General features: G+C 70.7%; 14 protein-coding genes. 6 read left to right on the forward strand and 8 right to left on the reverse strand.

Going from position 1 to position 15,910, the window contains the following annotated elements; all coding sequences use genetic code 11:
- Positions 1–40 precede the first annotated feature (40 nt).
- Positions 41–931 (forward strand): LysR family transcriptional regulator, encoded by an 891-nt coding sequence (locus tag AB0F81_RS09720; protein WP_360193766.1) that lies wholly within the window; start codon positions 41–43, stop codon positions 929–931.
- Positions 932–974: 43 nt separating this feature from the next.
- On the opposite strand, the gene AB0F81_RS09725 is transcribed toward AB0F81_RS09720, so the two are convergent.
- A complete protein-coding gene (locus AB0F81_RS09725; RefSeq protein WP_360193769.1) occupies positions 975–2,402 on the reverse strand; it encodes a family 43 glycosylhydrolase in 1,428 nt (475 codons plus the stop codon).
- A 245-nt stretch (positions 2,403–2,647) separates the two neighbouring features.
- On the opposite strand from AB0F81_RS09725, the gene AB0F81_RS09730 reads away from it, so the two are divergent.
- Entirely contained in the window at positions 2,648–4,153 is a 1,506-nt protein-coding gene (locus AB0F81_RS09730; protein ID WP_360193773.1) for a family 43 glycosylhydrolase, read from the forward strand.
- 21 nt (positions 4,154–4,174) lie between these two features.
- Here AB0F81_RS09730 and AB0F81_RS09735 read toward each other — a convergent pair whose 3' ends face one another.
- A complete protein-coding gene (locus AB0F81_RS09735) occupies positions 4,175–4,825 on the reverse strand; it encodes a helix-turn-helix domain-containing protein (protein ID WP_360193776.1) in 651 nt (216 codons plus the stop codon).
- 57 nt (positions 4,826–4,882) lie between these two features.
- Here AB0F81_RS09735 and AB0F81_RS09740 point away from each other — a divergent pair, with 57 nt between their 5' ends.
- Positions 4,883–5,746, forward strand: coding sequence for an alpha/beta hydrolase (locus AB0F81_RS09740; RefSeq protein WP_360193779.1), 864 nt, complete (start codon positions 4,883–4,885; stop codon positions 5,744–5,746).
- Between the two features lie 20 nt (positions 5,747–5,766).
- Here the strand turns inward: AB0F81_RS09740 and AB0F81_RS09745 are convergent, their stop codons facing one another.
- From AB0F81_RS09745 to AB0F81_RS09770, 6 genes are all read right to left on the reverse strand, one after another.
- Positions 5,767–5,991: a hypothetical protein gene (locus AB0F81_RS09745; RefSeq protein ID WP_360193782.1), complete on the reverse strand. Its 225-nt coding sequence runs from the start codon at positions 5,989–5,991 to the stop codon at positions 5,767–5,769.
- An 83-nt stretch (positions 5,992–6,074) separates the two neighbouring features.
- Positions 6,075–7,394 carry a nucleoside permease gene (locus AB0F81_RS09750; protein WP_360193785.1) on the reverse strand — a complete coding sequence of 440 codons (1,320 nt, stop codon included), beginning with the start codon at positions 7,392–7,394 and terminating at the stop codon, positions 6,075–6,077.
- On the reverse strand, positions 7,391–8,494 hold the full coding sequence (locus AB0F81_RS09755; protein ID WP_360193787.1) for a Gfo/Idh/MocA family oxidoreductase: 1,104 nt from the start codon (positions 8,492–8,494) through the stop codon (positions 7,391–7,393). Before AB0F81_RS09755 ends, AB0F81_RS09750 begins: the two co-directional genes overlap by 4 nt.
- 11 nt (positions 8,495–8,505) lie before the next feature.
- Positions 8,506–10,602 carry a PQQ-dependent sugar dehydrogenase gene (locus AB0F81_RS09760; protein WP_360193790.1) on the reverse strand — a complete coding sequence of 699 codons (2,097 nt, stop codon included), beginning with the start codon at positions 10,600–10,602 and terminating at the stop codon, positions 8,506–8,508.
- Positions 10,603–10,615: 13 nt separating this feature from the next.
- A complete protein-coding gene (locus AB0F81_RS09765) occupies positions 10,616–11,518 on the reverse strand; it encodes a sugar phosphate isomerase/epimerase (RefSeq protein WP_360193792.1) in 903 nt (300 codons plus the stop codon).
- 361 nt (positions 11,519–11,879) lie between these two features.
- Positions 11,880–12,332 carry a MarR family transcriptional regulator gene (locus AB0F81_RS09770; RefSeq protein WP_360193795.1) on the reverse strand — a complete coding sequence of 151 codons (453 nt, stop codon included), beginning with the start codon at positions 12,330–12,332 and terminating at the stop codon, positions 11,880–11,882.
- Between the two features lie 45 nt (positions 12,333–12,377).
- On the opposite strand from AB0F81_RS09770, the gene AB0F81_RS09775 reads away from it, so the two are divergent.
- The 3 genes from AB0F81_RS09775 to AB0F81_RS09785 are packed head-to-tail and all read left to right on the forward strand — an operon-like array spanning position 12,378 to position 15,909.
- Entirely contained in the window at positions 12,378–13,481 is a 1,104-nt protein-coding gene (locus tag AB0F81_RS09775) for a substrate-binding domain-containing protein (protein ID WP_360193798.1), read from the forward strand.
- Positions 13,482–13,492: 11 nt separating this feature from the next.
- Entirely contained in the window at positions 13,493–14,899 is a 1,407-nt protein-coding gene (locus AB0F81_RS09780; RefSeq protein ID WP_360193801.1) for an APC family permease, read from the forward strand.
- On the forward strand, positions 14,896–15,909 hold the full coding sequence (locus AB0F81_RS09785; protein ID WP_360193803.1) for an acetamidase/formamidase family protein: 1,014 nt from the start codon (positions 14,896–14,898) through the stop codon (positions 15,907–15,909). The genes AB0F81_RS09780 and AB0F81_RS09785 overlap by 4 nt, the downstream gene beginning before the upstream one ends.
- Position 15,910: the final 1 nt, after the last annotated feature.

Consider the following 15,910-nt stretch of genomic DNA (forward strand, 5'->3'; position numbering starts at 1 on the left):
TTCTGGCTCTGCTGTTAAGCGCAGCCGTACAGTCACGCGCGTGACCCTGAACCCGTGGCGGCTGCGGCTGCTGGCCGACCTGGCGACCTACGGCACCGTCCGCGCGGTCGCCCAGCGCGGCAACCTCAGCCCGTCCGCGGTGTCCCAGCAGCTCGCCACGCTGGAGCGGGAGACCCGGACCGCGCTGCTGGAACGCACCGGCCGGCGGGTGCGGCTCACCGCCGCCGGGGTGCTGCTGGCCGGCCGGGCGCGGGAGATCCTGGCCGCGATGGACGCGGTCGAGGCCGAGCTGCGCGGCCTGGCCGACGAGCCCGCCGGCACGGTGACGCTGGCGGCTTTCCAGAGCGCGCTGCACGCGCTGGCCGAGCCGGCGATCGGCCGCCTCGCCGCACGGCACCCGGACGTGACCGTGGTGCTGCTGGAGCTGGAGCCGCACGACAGCATGCCGGCCCTGCGCCGCGGCGAGGTGGACGTCATCATCACGACCCGCGACTACGTGGGTGTGGAGCTCGACCCGGGGATCGACCTGATGCCGGTCACCGAGGACGCGGTGGTGCTGGTCCTGCCCGCCGATCACCCGCTGACCGCGTACGAGAGCGTCGCCATCGAGGCGTGCGCCGACCAGCCGTGGACGTTCGACCTGCCCGGGTCGTACATGTCCGAGCTGGCCACCCGGTTGTGCCGCGAGGCCGGTTTCGAGCCGGCGGTCATCTGCCGGTTCAACAACTACCTGCTCGCGTTGCAGCAGGTGGAGAAGGGCCGGTCGATCGCGCTGCTGCCGAGCCTGGCGATCGACCCGCGTTACCGGGTGGTGACCCGGCCGCTGGCCCCGGCGGTGACCCGCCGGATCACGGCCGCGGTCCGCCGCCCGCCGGCGCCGCGGCCGGAGATCACCGCGGTGCTGTCCGCGCTGCGGGCGGCCCAGCCGTGACGCGTGTCGTGGCGGCGGCGTCAGCCGCCGCCACGGGTACGCGTCAGCCCAGGCGCCAGAGCTGGGCGGCCAGCCCGTTGCAGGGGTAGAGCGACAGGCGGGCGCCGTTGGCGGCGTTCCACTCGAAGTTGTCCAGGCACATGTTGCCGGCGACGTTGCGCAGGGAGAACCAGCCGTTGCCGCGGTCCTGGACGATCCACTGCTGGGCCGTGGACCCGTTGCAGGTGTAAAGGCCGACGTCGGCGTTGGACGCGGTGTTGGCGTTCAGGTTGTCCAGGCAGGTGCCGGTGTTGCGGTTGCGGATCTCGTAGTGGCTGCCGTTGCGGTAGTTGAACTCGAACTGCTGGGCGGTGCCGCCGTTGCAGTCGTAGAGGCGGACCAGGGCGCCGAGCGTGGTGTCGCGGTTGTAGTTGTCGACGCACCGGTTGCTGTGCTGGCCCCGGATGCCGGCGTTGGTGACGGTGCTGGGGATCGGCTGGCCGAAGAACGGGTCACCGTTCTCACGCCAGAGCAACTGCTGCATGCGGGTGTGCCGGTTCGGGTCGGTCAGCGCGTCCGGCGTGGGGGTGGCGTAGTCGCGGGCGTGGTAGACGAGCATGTCGGTCACGCCGTCCTCGGCGACCGTGAAGCTGCCGTGGCCGGGACCGTAGACGCCGTTGGCCGTCTGGAAGACCGGGTTGGGGTGCTTGTACCAGGAGGCCGGGTTGAGCAGGTCGACGTTGTCCCAGGAGGAGAGCAGGCCCAGCTTGTAGCGGGAGTCCGTCGCGGAAGCCGAGTAGGCGATGTAGACGCGACCGTTCCTCACCAGCGGCGACGGGCCTTCCACGACACCGGCCACGCCCTCCTTCTCCCAGTTGACGGTCGGCCGGGCGATCTCCACCGCGGTGCCGGTGATGGCGGTCGGGCCGTTCATCCGGGCGATGTACATGTGGCTGTTGAAGTTCGTCGACGGGCTGTCCTGAGCCCAGGTGAAGTAGCGGACGCCGCGGTTGACGAACGACGCCGCGTCGAGCTGGAACGAGTCCCAGCCGGTGTTGAACCGCTGCGGCGCGCTCCACGAGCCGGTCATCGGGTTGGCGCTGGTGTTGCGGATCCAGTACAGCCGCTGGTCGAAGCGGGCGGTGCTCGGTGACGCCGAGAAGTACATGTACCAGGCGCCGTCGACGTACTGGATGTCGGGCGCCCAGATCCAGCCGCTGAGCGCTCCGCTGGACGGGGCGACGAACGCGTTGGTCGTCGCGGCGGTGCCCAGGCCCTGCAGGGTGGTCGCGCGGCGCAGCTCGACGCGCCTGTAGTCGGGCACCGAGGCGGTCATGTAGTAGTAACCGTCGGTGTGCTTGTAGATCGCGGTGTCGGCGCGCTGGGAGATGACCGGGTTGCGCACGGAGATGAACTGGGCGGACACCGGTGGGGTGAACCCGGCCAGCAGCGCGACCACCGCAGCCGCCACGACCGTGAGTTTGCGGCTCATGCGAGCGAAGGGACCCATCGAGGACTTCCTTGGGTGCGGGGACGGGGAGAGGACGTGTGATCGCTAACATGCAGGTCCGCAGGCGTCCCGTCAAGAGAGCACGGTGAATTCGTCCCGATGGCCACTTCGGGCAGTGGGCGGCACCCTCGATCGAGCCTTGTTAATCACGTAGCAGTCTCGTAACATGCCGCTCACCTTGTGAGCGTTAACGCATTCGTGGTTCTGCCCCCGAAAGGAACTGCTCCATGCGCTTGCGTGTCCGAAGCTTCCTCACCGCCGTGCTGACCACGGTCGCGCTCTGTCTGACCGTCGGCGTCGGCGCCACCCCGAGCAGCGCCGCACCCGGCGCGACCTTCCAGAACCCCGTCGTCGGTACGCCGAACAGCGCGGATCCGTGGCTGGGCTACCACAACGGCAACTACTACTACACGGCCACGACCTGGACCGGGAAGATCTACATCCGCAAGTCGCCGACCCTGGCCGGCCTGCGGACCGCGCCGGAGACGACCGTGTTCACGATGTCGCAGCCGAACGCGGTGTCGAACATGTGGGCGCCGAGCATGCACCTGCTCAACGGCCCGAACGGCCAGCGCTGGTACCTGTACTACTCGGCCGGGCCCACCGCCTGCTGCGGAGGGCAGCGCCAGCACGTGCTGGAGAGTGCGGGCACCGATCCGATGGGCCCCTACACCTACCGGGGCGCGCTCGTCCTGATGCCGAACAACGGCTGGTCGATCGACGGCAGCGTGATGACCGTCGGCGGGGTCAACTACTTCGTGTTCTCCGCGTTCAACAACAACGTCGGCTTCGAGAACGGCGGCCTGCAGAGCCTCTACATCTCCCGGCTGACGAACCCGTGGACGCCGGCGGCGCTGGGCTCACTGATCTCCGAGCCGACCCTCGCCTGGGAACGGCAGGGCAACCCGGTCAACGAGGGCCCGTTCGTGCTGCAGCGCAACGGCCGCACGTTCCTGACCTACTCGGCGAGCTTCTGCGGCACGCCCGACTACAAGATCGGCGCACTCGAGCTGACCGGCTCCGACCCGCTGAGCCGTAACTCGTGGACCAAGCTGGCCAACCCGCTGTTCCAGCGCAGCGACGCCAACGGCGTGTACGGCCCCGCCCACCACTCGTTCTTCAAGTCACCCGACGGCACCGAGGACTGGATCGTCTACCACGCCAACGACTCGGCCTCGCAGGGCTGCGGCACCACCCGGACCAGCCGGGCGCAGCGGATCGCCTGGAACCCGGACGGCACGCCGCACCTCGGCACGCCGGTCTCCACCGCGACGGTCCTGGCCGGACCGTCGGGCGAGCTGGGCAACCCGGGCGCGGTCACCGTCCAGCGGCTGCAGTCCTACAACTTCCCGGACCGGTACGTGCGGCACCAGGCCTACGCCGCCCGGATCGACGCGAACGTGAACCCGGCGCTGGACGCGCAGTTCCGCGTCGTGGCGGGGCTGGCCAACGGCGCGGCGGGCACCGTGTCGTTCGAGTCGGTGAACTTCCCGGGTCACTACCTGCGGCACAACAACTACGTGCTGCGGCTCGAACCGAACAACGGGTCGGCGACGTTCCGTGCGGACGCCACCTTCCGGCAGGTCGCCGGGCTGGAGGATGCGGCGTGGTCGTCGTTCCAGTCGTACAACTTCCCGGACCGCTACCTGCGGCACAGCAACTACGTGCTGCGGATCGACCCGGTCACGACGGCCACCGAGCGCGCCGACGCCACGTTCCGTCGTACCTCCTGAGCACCCGGCCCCGCCGGTGGCTCACGGCGGGGGCGGCTCGGAGAGCAGGCCGCGCAGCACCCCGCGTACGGTCGCCTCGAAAAGATCTCGCGGCGCCGAGGCCGGCGGCGCGGTGAAGGCCGCGACCAGATTGGGGTAGGCGGTCATGTCGATGTCGGCGAAGCCGGCCGGCGGGCCGGCCGCCTCGCTGCGCGCGAACAGCGTGGTGACGCCGGTCATCATCGCGATCGCCTCGAACTTCGCGGTCGGCGCGGCCGGGACCGGCCGCAGGATCGCCAGGCAGTGGTCGAGCCAGGCCAGGCCGGCCGGGCCGATGGCGGTCGGCCGCGGCAGGATGTCGATCAACCACGGGTGCGCCCGGTAGAGCTGCAGCTGCCGCCGGGCCATCCGCACCATCGCGTCCAGCCAGTCGCCGGAGATCTCCGGGTACGGGCGCAGCTCGTCCACCGCCCGATCGGTCATCAGGTCGAGCAGGTCGTCGCGCGACGACAGGTAGCGGTAGAGCGAGCCGGCGCCGGTGTTGAGCGCGCTCGCCACCGCCCGCATCGAAACCGCCCCGAGGCCGTGCGAGTCGGCCATCGCCATCGCCGCGGCCACGATCTCGTCGCGGGAGTGTGCCGGGGCGGGACCGCGGGTGCCCCGGGCCGGACGGTTCCAGATCGATGAACTCACCGCTACACTCTAAACTGCAAACGGCGTTCGCAGTTTTAGATCCGAGAGGGAGGCGGCATGACGCAGGACTGGACCGTGCAGCGGGTACCGGCGGCCGACGGCGCCGAGATCGTGCTGCACTCACTCGGCACCGGGCCGGGCATCATCGTCGTGCACGGCGGCGGCGTCACCTTCGGCATCTACCGGCGGCTGGCGGTCCGGCTCGCCGACCGCTTCACCGTGCACCTCTACAACCGGCGGGGGCGCGGCGACGCGGCGGCCCGCGCCGAGCCCTACGACGGTGAGCAGGACCTCGACGACCTGGCGGCGCTGCTGGCGTACACCGGGGCCGGCAACGTGGTCGGCCACAGCGGCGGTGGCTTCATTGCGCTGCGCGCCGCGGCGCGGCGGCTGCCGATCACCCGGCTGGCGCTCTACGACCCGGCGGTGGCGGTCAACGGCCTCACCCCGGCCGCATGGCTGCCGGCCGCCCGGCAGGCGGCCGACGCCGGCGACCTCCCCCGCGCCATGGCGCTGACCACCGCCGGGATCAACACCCACTCCGCGGCCTCCCGCCTGCCGCTCACCCTTCAGATCGGCGTGATCAAGCTGTTCTTGCGTACGCCCATCGGCCGCATGATGGGCGAGTTGCTCCCGACGACACTGGACGAGGCGGCGCTGATCCACGACCACGACGGCCCGCCCGAGCAGTGGTCCGGCGTCGAGGCCGAGGTGCTGCTGGCGTGCGGCGCCGCCGGCCCGCCCTACTACCGGCCGTCCATCGAGGCGCTCGCCGCGGTGATGCCGCACGCCCGCACGCTGGTCGTGCCCCGCGCCGGCCATGACGCGCTCGCCCGCGCCCCGCAGCACCTGGTCGACGCCCTCGCCGACTTCTTCGCCGCCGGTGTCAACCGTGGGCAGGCGCGACGACCGGCCGTTTAGCCTCTCGGTTCCCTGGCCCCTTAGACCACGGCGCCACGAGGTTGGACCTCGACCGCAGCGATGCCCCGGCCGTAGAGAACCACGAGCCGATCACCGTGCCGGGTGCGGAGCACGCCCGAATCCTCCGACAGCGTGGAGATCACGTGTTCGACAAGCTTGTCATCATCGTGAATGTCAGGGTCGTCGAAGGTGATGTCCATGCGATCGCCGCCGACGAGTCGGACGCGCAGCACCGTGGAAGCCATGTCCTCACGCTAGCCGGGCCGCGACGCCGGGTATAGCGATGCGCGGTGGCCGCGACCGGCAGCTCACGCGATGGATGGTGCCGTCACGGGGTCTGCGGGCGCCGCCGTTCGTCCCGGGCCGTCACCGGGCCCGGTGCCTCGAGCGTCACCTTCGACGCGTCGAGCATCGTGGTCCGGTCCGAGCGCTGGTCCTTGAAGAGGATCAGGAAGAGGACCAGGACGACGCCGGCGATCACGGCGGGGATGATCCAGATCTGGGTCCAGTCGTGACCGTCGGCGGTGGCGAACCGGTCCACGATCGGGCCGGCCACCAGCGATCCGATCAGGATGCCGACGCCGTAGGTGGCCAGGGTGATCAAACCCTGCGCCGCACTGCGGAACCGCTCGCCGGCGAACTTGTCGGTGTAGATCTGGCCGGCGACGAAGAAGAAGTCGTAACAGATGCCGTGCAGCAGGATGCCCAGCAGCAGCATCCAGAACAGGCTGCCGGCATCGCCGTAGGCGAAGAAGACGTATCGCAGCGCCCAGGCCGCCATGCCGATGGCCAGCGTCATCTTCACCCCGAGACGCACCAGCAGGAACGGCATCAGCAGCAGGAACAGGACCTCGGAGGCCTGACCGAGGGACTGCACCGCGGCCGCCGAGCGGACCCCCGCCTCGTTGAGGAAGAGGTTGGTGAAGTTGTAGTAGAACGCGAGCGGAATGCAGATCGCGATGGAGGACAGGAAGAACACCAGGTAGGAGCGGTTCTTCAGCAGGCCCACCGCTTCCAGCCCGAGCAGGTCGTGCACGGTCGCCTTCTCGCCGCGCCGGGTCGGCGGGGTGGCGGGCAGCAGGAAGCTGAACAGGCCGAGGATCAGGGAGGCGACGGCGGCCATCCGGAAGGTCAGGCTGAGCTGGCCGTCACGTTCCCAGGCCAGCCAGCCGATGATCACGCCGGCGACGATCCAGCCGATCGTGCCGAGCACCCGTACCGCGGGGAACTGCTTCTCCGGGTTGGTCATCTGCCGGAACGACACCGAGTTCACCAGGGCCAGCGTCGGCATGTAGAGGATCATGTAGCCGAGGATCACCGGGAAGAACGCCGCGAAGGTCTCCATCGTGGAGGCCCAGAACAGCATCGCGGCCCCGGCCAGGTGCAGGATGCCCAGCACCTTCTGGGCCGAGAAGAACTGGTCGGCGATGAGGCCGATGATGAACGGCGCCGCGATCGCGCCGAGGGACTGGGTGAGATAGGCGAGGCTGATCTGGCTGCCGGAGGCCTCCAGGCTGGCGTCCAGGAAGGTGCCCATCGTGACGAACCAGGCGCCCCAGACGAAGAACTGCAGGAACATCATGAACGAGAGCTTCAAGCGGATGGGTGTGCTGATCGCGCCCGGTGGCTGAGCGGTGGGAGCCGTCATGGTGGTGCCTCCTCAAGGCTTGACCGTTCTGCGGGCACCTCGACCCAGCCGCCGGTCGCGGCGGAGGTCAGGACCGCATCGGTGACGACGGCGGCACGCAGGCCGTCGTCGAACGTGGGCAGGCCGTCCGGTCGCTCGCCGGTCGCGGCGGCGTAGACGTCGGCGACGAAAGCGGTGAAACAGTCGAGATAGCCCTGGGGATGACCGGCCGGGACGATGCTGTAGCGCAACTCCGCGCCGCGGTGCACGACCGTGTTCTGCTCGCGCCCGCCCACCCACAGGGTGTCGGGAAGCTCCTGGTCGAACTGGAGAGAGGACTGGGCGCCGTCGACCGAGAACCAGAGCCGGTTCTTACGTCCCGGGGAGACCTGACTGACCACGACCGAGCCGATCGCACCCCGGTCGGTGGCGAAGAGGACCGTCGCGGCGTCCTCGGTGCTCGGCGGGGGCCGGCCGGGTCCGCGCGGGACGGTCAGCATGCGGGCGGCCAGGCGGGTGATGCGGTGGCCGGTGGTGAACTCGACGACGTCGCACCAGTGCACGCCGATGTCGCCGAACGCGCGGGAGCCGCCGCCCAGCGCCGGGTCCAGGCGCCAGTCGTGGTCCTCGGTGCGCGACAGCCAGTCCTGCAGGTAGGAGCCGTGCATCAGGCGTACCGTGCCGAGGTCGCCGCGGTGCACGCGATCGCGGGCGTCCCGCACGGTGGGGTAGAAGCGGTAGACGAACGGCACCGCCGTGGTCACCGGGACCCGCGCGGCGAGCTCGGCCAGCCGCCGGGAGCTCGTCACGTCGGTGGCGAGCGGCTTCTCGCAGATGACGTGTTTCCCGGCGGCCAGCGCGCGTTCGGCGAGCGGCGCATGCAGGTGGTTGGGCGTGCAGATGTGCACGACGTCGACGTCGTCGGCGTCGATGAGATCCTCCGCGGAGGCAGCCGCCCGCTGCGCCATCAGCCGGGTGGCCGCCGCCTGTGCCGACCGTGCGTCGCGGCCAGCGACGGCGGCGAGGACCCCGCCCGCGGCGCGTACCGCGCGGGCGTGGACCTCGCCGATGAACCCGGCGCCGATGATGCCGGACCGGGGCAGGTGTGCCACGGAGAACATCTCCTCAGCTCTCAGGTGGTGGGGGTGAACACCACCTCGTCCGATCCGCTGAGCGGGGGAAGCCCGCCCTCGGGCGCGTCGGTGTAGCTGGCGACGAAGACGCCGCGCAGGTTGCTGGCGCCGGCGTGCCCGGTGTCCACGAACGTCTGGATCGAGCCCGAGCAGCCGGCCGTGGAGCTGAGCGGATGCCCGTGCTCGTCGTGGCCGAGGACGTAGGCCACGGTGACCCGGGCGCAGTCGATCGGCGCGTCGTCCTCGACCGTCACCGTGAAGGTGACCACGTCGCCGAACTGGAACGTGCCGCCGGCGGGTTCGGCGGTGAGGGTCACCACCGGGATCACGTTGCCGACGACGATCCGCACCGACCACGCGGCCCGCCGGCCGGTGGAGTCGGTGACGTTCAGCGTCGCCTCGTAGACGCCGTTCTCGGTGTAGGTGAACGACGGGTTCAGCGCCCGGGAGTCGACCCGGCCGTCGGCGTCGAAGTCCCACGCGTAGCGCAGGGCGTCGCCGTCGGGGTCCGCGGTGCCGGCGCTGCTGAACTGGACGGTCAGCGGGGCCAGCCCGTTGTCGACGCTGGCGGTCGCCACCGGCACCGGGGTGCGGTTGCCGCGGGTCCAGTCGATCCGGGCGAGCTGGGCCTCCGGCAGCTCGGCGAAGTAGCCGGTGCCGTACTCCAGCACGTAGAGCGCGCCGTCCGGCCCGAACTCCATGTCCATCGGGTTGTCGAAGACGACGTTCGGCGCGACGTCCGCGATCGTGGTCACCGCACCGCGGCGCACCGTGAACGCCTTGACGTAGTCGCGGGTCCACTCGTAGAACAGCGGCTTGTCCTCGAACGCCCGCGGCCAGCTGAACCGGGTCTGGTAGCGCGGGTCGTAGTCGTACGCCGGCCCGGCCATCGGGCCGATGCCGCCGGTCTCCAGCTCGGGGAAGAGCGGCGAGAGCTCGTAGGAGTAGTAGACCTGCGGCTGCTGCACCGGCGGCAGCACGCGACGGCCGGTGTTGTACCGCGAGTCGTTGACCGGCGCGGCGCAGTTGAACGCCGGTCCGGGGGTCTCGGTGGCGAAGTCGTAGTCGCGGTAGGGCATGGTCGGCGTGACACAGAACGGCCAGCCGAAGTTGCCCGGCCTGTCGATGATCATCCACCGGCCGTGCCCGGCCGGGCCGCGGGCGGGATCGGGATGGTCGGCGTCCGGGGAGTAGTCGGCCATGTAGACCTTGTCGGTCTTGGGGTCGACGTCGAAGCGGAACGGGTTGCGCAGGCCCATCGTGTAGATCTCGGGCCGCGTCCGGGGCGTGCCCGGCGCGAACAGGTTGCCGCGCGGGATCGTGTAGCCGCCGCCCGGCTTCACCCGGATCCGCAGCAGCTTGCCGCGCAGGTCGTTGGTGTTGCCGGCGCTGCGGCGCGCGTCGAAGGCGGGGTTGCGGCCGGCGCGGTCGTCCAGCGGCGCGTAGCCGTCGGACTCGAACGGGTTGGTGTCGTCACCGGTCGACAGGTACAGGTTGCCCTTGCTGTCGAAGTCGATCTGGCCGCCGACGTGGCAGCAGATGCCGCGGTCCACCGGCACGTCGATGATCTTCTGTTCGCTGCGCAGGTCGAGGGTGTTGCCGCGCAGCTTGAACCGGGACAGCCGCAGCACTCCCTTGAACCGGTCCCAGTCGGCCTGAGTGCCGGTCTCCGGCGCGTCACCCTCGTTGACGTCCGGGGTGTCGGGGTCGTCCACCGGGGTGTTCCCCGGCGGCGAGTAGTAGAGATACACCCACCGGTTGTTCTTGAAGTCCGGATCGATCGCGACGCCCTGCAGGCCCTCCTCGTCGTGCTGGTAGATCGGCACGTCGGCGGCGAGCGGGTTGAGGCCGGTGCGGGGGTCGTTGATCCGTACCTGGCCGGTGCGGGCGGTGTGCAGCACCCGCAGGTCGGGCAGCACGGCGAGGCTCATCGGTTCACCGGGCCGGTCGTTGAGCGTCACCTTCTGGAACGCGGACTGGTCGGTGGGTACCGGTGGTGGTGGGGGCGTGGGCGCCGCGGCGGCGGGTGCCGTCATGCCGGTGAGCCCGGCGAACGTCGCGAGCACCACGGCCGATGCGGTTCTGCGTCGGGGCATGACCGTCGCCTCCTCAGAACCGGATGGTGCGCAGGAATCGGTAGCCGACAGCGGCCGTGTCCAGCGCGTCCGCGGGGGCCCGGGGCGGGATGCCGGCGTCGTCACGCTCGACGATGTACTCGGCGACCGTGGTCTGCGCGAAGATGCGCCGGAAGTCGATCAGCCCGGTGCCCAGGTCGGCGAACCCGCTGTCGATGTTCATGTCCTTGCAGTGGAACTGCAGGACCCGGCCGCGGTGGGCCCGGATCACGTCCACCGGGTCGGCGGCGCCCCGCCACGACCAGTAGAGGTCGAGTTCCAGGTGCACCAGGCGCGGGTCGGCGGTGGCGGTGAGCAGGTCGAAGGCGGTCCGGCCGGAGCTGTCGGACAGTGGCAGGAACTCGAAGTGGTGGTTGTGGTAACCGAACCGGAAGCCGGCCACCCGGGCCAGCGCGCCGGCCCGGTTGAGGTCCTGGGCGAAGGCGCGCCAGACGGCGGCGTCGCGGATCGGGCCGTTCGGGCCGACGCCGAAGAAGGGATGCACGACGTAACGGCAGCCCAGCGTACGGGCGTCGGCGAGGGTCGCCTGCCAGGCGGCGGCGTCGAACGGCTGCGGGATGCCGAAGTGCCCGGAGGTGGCCCGGATCCCGTTGGCGTCCAGCAGCGCGCGGAAGGCGGCCGGCGTGAGACCGGCGGTGCCGGCCAGCTCGACCCGGGTGTATCCGATGTCCGCGAGGGCGGCGAGCGTCCCGGCCGGGTCGGCCGACAGCGCGTCCCGCACGGTGTAGAGCTGAATGCTGATCCGGTCGGCCGGCACGCGGTGCCGGCCGCCGGACGCGGCGGCCGGTGCGGCCACGATCCCGCCGGCGCCGGCGGCTGCGGCCGCCACGGCGCCGGAGCGCAGGAGCGTACGACGGCCGAACGAGGTGGTGGACATGGACGATCTCCTTCCCGGCCCGCGCGGGAGCGGACCGCGACGACGTGCGCTGCGGTCGGAAGGTTGCGTGGGGATGGTGAAGGGATTCCGGCGTCGATGACGAGCTCTGGCCGGACCGGCGATCTCGGGTCGGGAAAAACGGTCGCTCGACCATGCTTCTCCGCGCCGCGGATCCGCGCAAGCTCTCCGGCGGCGTACTACGGCCGGAGCGTCCGGGCAGGTCAGGGCGAGATAAGATCCAAGGTGACCGATTCGTCACCGGGCGCTGATTTGCGCACCGACAACCGGGTGTTTTGCCGGGATGAAACGAGCTACTGCGGTGTTTGAGCAGATTGGGCCCGTGTGTCGGCCGCGGTCACAATCAGCGGTCAGTGGAATTGTTCCGGACCCGGCAGGCGGCGGCCAGCGCCTCCAGTTCCCGGATGAGGCGCTCGGTGCGCTCGGCGCCGAACGTGGCCGCCACCTCGGCGTGATGCTCGGCGGCCCGGCGGTCCAGTCGGGCGACCAGCTCGCGGCCGAGGTCGGAGAGGTAGACGGCGACCCGGCGGCGGTCGGCGGTGTCCTGCCGGCGGTAGATCACCGCGCTGTCCACCAGGCGGTCGACGGCCTTGGTGAGGGTGGGGTGCGGCATCAGCACGGCCTCGGCCAGGTCGGTCATCGAGTGGCCGCGCCCGTCGGAGAGCGCCCGCAGGATGCGCCACTGCTCGACGCTGACGCCCTCGGCGGCCAGCCCGGCTGCCAGCTGCCGGTTGATCTCACGTTCGGTCTCGCTGAGCAGGTACGACAGGTGCGCACGCAGTTCCGTCCCGGCCAACTCCGGTGCCCCCTTTTTCGTACGGCTTTCAGCGAAGATACTCGGATGCCCGACGACGTCGTTCTGGTCACCGATCCGCTGGAGGCCCGGCTGCTCGCCCCCGACCCGGGTGAGGCCGTGCGGATCGGCGTGGTGGTGCCGACCTCCGGCACGCTCGGGCTGCTCGCGCCGTCGGCACTGAACTGCGCCGTGCTCGCCGCCGCCGAGCTGAACGCGGCCGGCGGGATCCTGGGCCGGCCGGTGGAGCTGACGCTCGTCGACGGCGGGCGCCCACCGGCCGCGGTGGCGGCCGAGGTGGCCGAACTGGTCCGGGCGAACGCCCTCGCCGCGGTGGTGGGCACGCACACCAGCGACGTCCGGGTGGCGCTGACCCGGGTGCTGGGCGGCCGGATCCCGTACGTCTTCACCCCGCCGTACGAGGGCGGTGAACGTACCCCGGGGGTCTTTCTGCTGGGGGAGACGCCGCAGCGACAGCTGCGGCCGGCGCTGGACCGGCTGCTGACCGGCCGGGCCCGGCGGTGGATGTTGCTGGGCAACGACTACGTGTGGCCGCGCCGGGTGCACGAGGTGGCCCGCCGGCATCTGATCCGGGCCGGCGCCGGGGTGGCCGGTGAGCGGCTGGTGCCGTGCGGCGCCGCGGACGCGGAGGCGCTGGTGGCCGAGGTGCTGGCCGCCCGGGTCGACGCGGTGCTGCTCACCCTGGTCGGCAGCGACCTGGTGCGGTTCAACCGGGTGTTCGCCACGTCGGCGGGCGCCGGCCGGGTGGCCCGGGTGTGCGCGGCGCTGGAGGAGAACGGCCTGCTCGGTGCGGGTGGCGACGGCACCGGCGAGCTGTACGCGGCGATGGGCTACTTCGCCGCCCTGGCGACCGATGCCGCGCTGGACTTCGGGGAGCGGTACGCGGGGCGGTTCGGCCGGGACGCCCCGGTACTCAACGGGCACGGCGAGGGCGCGTACGACGGGGTGCGGTTGCTGGCCGCGCTGGCGGCCGCGGGCGGTTCGTGCTGCGTGACCGGCATGCGGTGCAGCCGGTCTACGTCGCCCGCGCGGACGGCCTGGACCTCCGAATCATCGACAGCCTGTAAAACCTTTCTCCAGAAACCTTTTCTAAGGAAAGCTTTTGGATTAGCGTCGCCCCTCAAGCGTTGAAGGGGGATCGCATGGCTCAGCCACCGGAAGCACCGGCCACCGCCAGTCTCGAGAAGTACGGCTACCGCCAGGAACTCAGTCGTTCGCTCAGCTTCACCGACCTCCTGATCTACGGGCTCATCTTCATGGTCCCGATCGCGCCGTTCGGCATCTTCGGCAGCGTCTACAGCGGCTCCGGCGGCATGGTGGCGCTGGCGTACGTCATCGGCATGGTCGCGATGATGTTCACCGCCCTCTCCTACGCCCAGATGGTCCGGGCGTTCCCGATGGCCGGCTCGGTGTACAGCTACGCCGGGCGCGGCATCGCGCCCCCGGTAGGCTTCCTCGCCGGCTGGGTGATCCTGCTCGACTACGTGCTGGTGCCGGGCCTGCTCTACCTGGTCGCCAGCGTGGCCATGCACTCGCTCGTGCCGGGCATCCCGGTGTGGCTGTGGCTGATCGCCTTCGTGCTGCTCAACACGATCGTCAACTTCCTGGGCATCCAGATGACCGCGCGGGTCAACAAGATCATGCTCATCGCCGAGCTGATCGTGCTGGCCATCTTCCTGGCGATCGGCATCGGCGCGCTGGCCTCCGGCAAGGGCGCCGGCTTCTCGTTCAGCCCACTGTTCAACGCGGACACCTTCTCCTGGTCGGTGGTGTTCGGCGCGGTGTCCATCGCGGTGCTGTCGTTCCTCGGCTTCGACGGCATCTCGATGCTCGCCGAGGAGAGCCGCGAGGAGGCCCGCCGGATCGGCAAGGCCATGGTCGCCGCGCTGCTGCTCGCCGGCGTCCTGTTCATCGTGCAGACCTGGGTGGCGTCGCTGCTGGTGCCGGACGCGCCCGGCCTGCTCGCCAACGGCGACCCGGAAGGCACCGCCTTCTACGATGCCGCGCGTGCCGCCGGTGGCGGCTGGCTGGCCAGCCTGACCGCTCTGGCCACCGCGATCGCCTGGGGTTTCGCCAACTCACTGGTCGCCCAGGCCGCCACCAGCCGGCTGCTCTACGCGATGGCCCGCGACCGGCAGATGCCGCGGTTCCTGGCCCGGATCAACGAGAAGCACCGGGTCCCGGCCAACGCCACCCTGGTGGTCGCGGCCGTGTCGCTGGTGCTGGGCCTCTACATGGCCACCCGCGACGACGGCATCTCGCTGCTCTCCACCCTGGTCAACTTCGGCGCGATGACCGCGTTCCTGGCGCTGCACGTCGCCGTGGTGGTCCACTACGTGGTGCGCCAGCGCAGCCGCGACTGGCTGCGGCACCTGGTCGGGCCGGTGATCGGCTTCCTGATCCTGCTCTACGTGGTGATCAACGCGGACATCGCCGCCCAGACGCTCGGCTTCCTGTGGCTGGGCATCGGGGTGATCGTCCTGATCACCTTCTACCTGACCGGCCGTCGCCCCGAGCTGGCCGGCCTCGCCGAAGGGAGCAAGCAGTGACCGAGGTGGTCAAGTACCGCCCCGCCGCGGACGAGTTGTCCTACACGTTCGGCGGCCGTGAGCCGGTGCGCCGGGTCAAGCCCGGGACGATCCTGGAGCTCTACACCGAGGACTGCTTCGGCGGCCGGGTCCGCACCGTCGACGACCTGCCGTCCCAGGTCTGCGAGTTCCCCTACCTCAACCCGGTGACCGGCCCGTTCCACATCGAGGGCGCCGAACCGGGCGACACCCTCGCCGTGCACTTTGCCGAGATCGTGCCGGCCCGCGACTGGGCGGTCTCCTCGACGTTCCCGCACTTCGGCGCGCTGACCACCACGCACACCACGGCCATGCTGCACCCGCCGCTGGACGAGGTGGTGTGGCGTTACGACGTCGATGTCGACGCGGGCGTCGTGCGTTATCACGCCCGGCGCGGCGACTTCAGCACGGAGCTTCCCCTGGACCCCATGCACGGTACGGCGGGAGTCGCGCCCGCGGCGTTCGAGAGCCGGATGACGATCGTCCCGGACGCCCACGGCGGCAACATGGACACGCCGGAGCTGCGGGCCGGCGTGACCGCGTACTTCGGGGTGAACGTGGCCGGTGCGCTGTTCGCCCTCGGTGACGGTCACTGCCGGCAGGGCGAGGGCGAGGTCTGCGGCACCGCGGTCGAGGCCGCGATGAACACCGTGCTGATCGTCGACGTGATCAAGGGAGTGGGGACGCCGACGCCGCGCTTCGAGACCGACGAGGCGCTGATGTCGGCGGGGTCGGCGCGGCCGCTGGAGGACGCGTACCGGATGAGCCAGCACGACCTGGTGACGTGGACGGCGGACCTGGTCGGGCTGGACCACCTGGACGCCTACCAGCTGATCAGCCAGGCCGGGCAGGCGCCGGTCGGCAACGTGTGCGACCCGAACTACACGATGCTGGCGAAGGTGGCCAAGCGGTACCTCGGTGCGGCGGACGCCTACGAGGGTGTGCACGGGCGGCTGCGGGCGGTCGCGCAGGACTACCTCTCCTCCCGGTGAG

The sequence above is a fragment of the Actinoplanes sp. NPDC024001 genome, from assembly GCF_040638955.1.
Classification (GTDB): Bacteria; Actinomycetota; Actinomycetes; order Mycobacteriales; family Micromonosporaceae; genus Actinoplanes.

Coding starts and splice junctions, on each gene's coding strand:
- AB0F81_RS09750 (WP_360193785.1), bottom strand. CDS start 7,394: ATGACGGCTCCCACCGCTCAGCCACCGGGCGCGATCAGCACACCCATC.
- AB0F81_RS09765 (WP_360193792.1), bottom strand. CDS start 11,518: ATGTCCACCACCTCGTTCGGCCGTCGTACGCTCCTGCGCTCCGGCGCC.
- AB0F81_RS09780 (WP_360193801.1), top strand. CDS start 13,493: ATGGCTCAGCCACCGGAAGCACCGGCCACCGCCAGTCTCGAGAAGTAC.
- AB0F81_RS09740 (WP_360193779.1), top strand. CDS start 4,883: ATGACGCAGGACTGGACCGTGCAGCGGGTACCGGCGGCCGACGGCGCC.
- AB0F81_RS09760 (WP_360193790.1), bottom strand. CDS start 10,602: ATGCCCCGACGCAGAACCGCATCGGCCGTGGTGCTCGCGACGTTCGCC.
- AB0F81_RS09745 (WP_360193782.1), bottom strand. CDS start 5,991: ATGGCTTCCACGGTGCTGCGCGTCCGACTCGTCGGCGGCGATCGCATG.
- AB0F81_RS09730 (WP_360193773.1), top strand. CDS start 2,648: ATGCGCTTGCGTGTCCGAAGCTTCCTCACCGCCGTGCTGACCACGGTC.
- AB0F81_RS09775 (WP_360193798.1), top strand. CDS start 12,378: ATGCCCGACGACGTCGTTCTGGTCACCGATCCGCTGGAGGCCCGGCTG.
- AB0F81_RS09725 (WP_360193769.1), bottom strand. CDS start 2,402: ATGAGCCGCAAACTCACGGTCGTGGCGGCTGCGGTGGTCGCGCTGCTG.
- AB0F81_RS09755 (WP_360193787.1), bottom strand. CDS start 8,494: ATGTTCTCCGTGGCACACCTGCCCCGGTCCGGCATCATCGGCGCCGGG.